Here is a 2,643-nt window from a genome sequence, read left to right as displayed (position 1 = left end):
GTAAGCCTTCGGCCTCCCACGTAATGTAAAAGTAAGAATTTTTCCCAGCCCGGGGGTGCCGGTCTGGGAATTAGATTTTTCCAAGTTCTACTGGAATCTCTTAGAATTTATTGGAATCAGTTGGAGCTTTCCGGGAAATTCTGGCAATCATTGGATTTTTTCCAATTGTGTGGCAAAAGATCGGCCAGATCTAAATCGTAATTACTGTTGTACAAGGCAATCCTGGAAAACACATCGGTTAACCACTCACGGGGGTTCACATCACTGGCTTTGCAGCATCCAAGCAAGGAGTACATAATGGCAGCATTCTCTGCCGCGTCATGATTTCCACAAAACAGATATCCTTTTCTGCCCACGGCCAGAGGCCTGATGGCATTTTCGGCCAGGTTGTTGTCAAGCATGTAGCGACCATCAAGATGATAGCGCGACAGGCGTAAAAAAAGATTATAGGTATAAGCCAGGGCTTTACTCATTTTCCCACCTTGTAGAGCTTTCGGATAATAGCTTTCAATCCATTTTTCAAAAGCACGCATGATTGGATAGGCCAGCCGTTTTCGAAGTTCTGCCCTTTGCCCATAATCCATCTCCTGTTCTGTGGCCATTTGCTCTACCTGATAGATTTTGGCAATTTGTGCCAATGCGTATTCCGCCCCTGTTTTGTCTTCCGCAAGACTTTCGGAGAATTTCCGACGCGCATGTGCCCAGCAACCCAGGAGCAAAACACCTTTCTTTTGCTCATAGATTGAGTATGCCTGATATCCATCGGTTTGAACAGCTCCCTGGTAATTCTTTAATAAATCGACCACCACCTTTTGTGCCCGGGAGCCTTTATCGTAGTGAAAGAAAACCAGATTGTCCATTACGGATCGTACCATCCACAGATAAGCTTTTTGGGCTTTGTGCTTTTTATTGTTGATCACCGGAATGGTGCTTTCATCAACCTGGATATAATCAGATTTCAGAACGATCTCTTTTAGTCTGGCGTAAAGTGCCCGAAGTAGATCGCTGCTTCCCTGAAACCATCCATTAACAGTTGATGCAGGTAATCTTATCCCTTCCATTTTTAGTATGGAGATCTGACGATGAAAAGGAAGGTGGTAAAAATATTTGTTCATTATGAGCTCTGCCAGCAACGAGGGACCGGCATTGCTGCGAGGTAAAGGCAGAAGTGGCATTGGAGCAATGCGGATAGCTGATGTTTCTTCTACTTGCTCATTATCGCTATTGTTTTCTTCCGTAGTTTGCTTCTCGGCATATTTGATACGCCTTACCTGACGCACATAAGCCTCTCCTGGTTTGTATTCAAGAATCTCGGTGACTTCTTCGCCAATACGCACCCAATGGGCCTGTTTGCCTTCTGGCTCAATGATTTCTACCTCTCTTCTAAGGTGCTCGGGCAGCGGTTGACGCACTGCTTTCTTTTTGTCTTTAGCAGGCTTACGGCGCTCATATTCGATGAGTTCTTTTTCCGCATCTTCAATGGCTACCTTTTCTTCCGGGAGTACTTCCAGCCCTTCCCAGTCAATCTTTCTCTGGTCGGGGTCAGCTGCAATATGCTTTTCGCTGGAACTGCCGAAAAACTTATGGCGAAACCAGGCAAGCTGATCGGTAAGTTTTTTGATTTGCTGCTCTTTTTTAGCCAGGACAGCTTCTAATTCCTGAGCTTTTGCCTCCAGAGTATCCAAGGCTCCATTGTCGATTTTTCGCAACCGATAGTTCTCCTGAAAAAGCTCATCACGTTCCTGAAGAAGCGCTTGGATTAACTTGTCTTTATCGGTTGCAGAATCGCTCATTTATCACTGTCTGATTATGAGCTTAAAGATAGCAAAACCAAGGCTTGCAGCCAATTATTGACATCTAAAAATCCTGAAAAGATGCTTCTTTTTGTCGTCTTTTCAATAGCCGTTTTTTGGGTTTCACATTCCTGACAATCATCATCAGATCGTGCCAACTTATAGCATGGGATGTAAGACTTTCGTCAAAGCCTGGCAATTTAAAAACACCACTCTCAAGCTTCTTGTGATATATCACCAGTCCGCCATGCTCCAGGTGAAGGATCTTCATGGTGGTCAGCCTGCGATTGACAAAAATGAAGACTTCGCCGTCCTGAACATTACGCTTCATTACTGAGGTTACAATACCGCTGAGGGTGTAGAAGCTTTTGCGCATATCGACCGGTGCCGGATAAAGGAAGTATTTTAACTTATCGTGTAAATGGAACATCGGCCTCAGTCAAATAGGTGAACAATCCTTTTTAGTAATTGCATGTCGATGTTGTCTCTTAAAACCATCTTGGTGCCGTTGGGAAACACCAGTTCAATGGGAGCATTATTCTCTGAGATGCCCAGGCTCTTTACGGGATATTTAATCGCTTGGTTGTTGGCAGCTGGTTTGTTAGAGCCAAATGCCAGTGGGACAAAGTCCACCGGCTGATGTTGTGATGCCTCTTCTAATTTGTTCCGCCAGTAGTAAAAAGTTGAAGGAGCTAAGCACTGGTTGGCGCAAAAGTCCTTTATCTTCAGGCCCGATTCCTGGTATTCTTGGTAGAGTTGCTTAAAAGTTGTCAGTGTCATCCTCATTTTTTGACAACAAAGTAACGGCTGCCGGCCGGAGGATGCAATACGTGGCAGACCGATGGCTTAC

The 2,643-nt window shown here is 44.8% G+C and carries 3 protein-coding genes; all 3 read right to left on the bottom strand.

Annotation, left to right across the window (positions count from 1 at the left end; all coding sequences use genetic code 11):
- Positions 1-116: 116 nt before the first annotated feature.
- On the bottom strand, positions 117-1,793 hold the full coding sequence (gene tnpC / locus DDZ16_RS20475) for an IS66 family transposase (protein ID WP_109266349.1): 1,677 nt from the start codon (positions 1,791-1,793) through the stop codon (positions 117-119).
- A 64-nt stretch (positions 1,794-1,857) separates the two neighbouring features.
- Complete coding sequence (gene tnpB, locus DDZ16_RS20470; protein ID WP_109266348.1) at positions 1,858-2,223, bottom strand: IS66 family insertion sequence element accessory protein TnpB; 366 nt, start codon at positions 2,221-2,223, stop codon at positions 1,858-1,860.
- A 5-nt stretch (positions 2,224-2,228) separates the two neighbouring features.
- A complete protein-coding gene (gene tnpA / locus DDZ16_RS20465) occupies positions 2,229-2,573 on the bottom strand; it encodes an IS66 family insertion sequence element accessory protein TnpA (protein WP_232526831.1) in 345 nt (114 codons plus the stop codon).
- Positions 2,574-2,643 lie beyond the last annotated feature (70 nt).

The organism is Marinilabilia rubra, assembly GCF_003121985.1.
Classification (GTDB): domain Bacteria; phylum Bacteroidota; class Bacteroidia; order Bacteroidales; family Marinilabiliaceae; genus Marinilabilia; species Marinilabilia rubra.
This window is presented reverse-complemented; position numbering and strand designations above follow the sequence as displayed.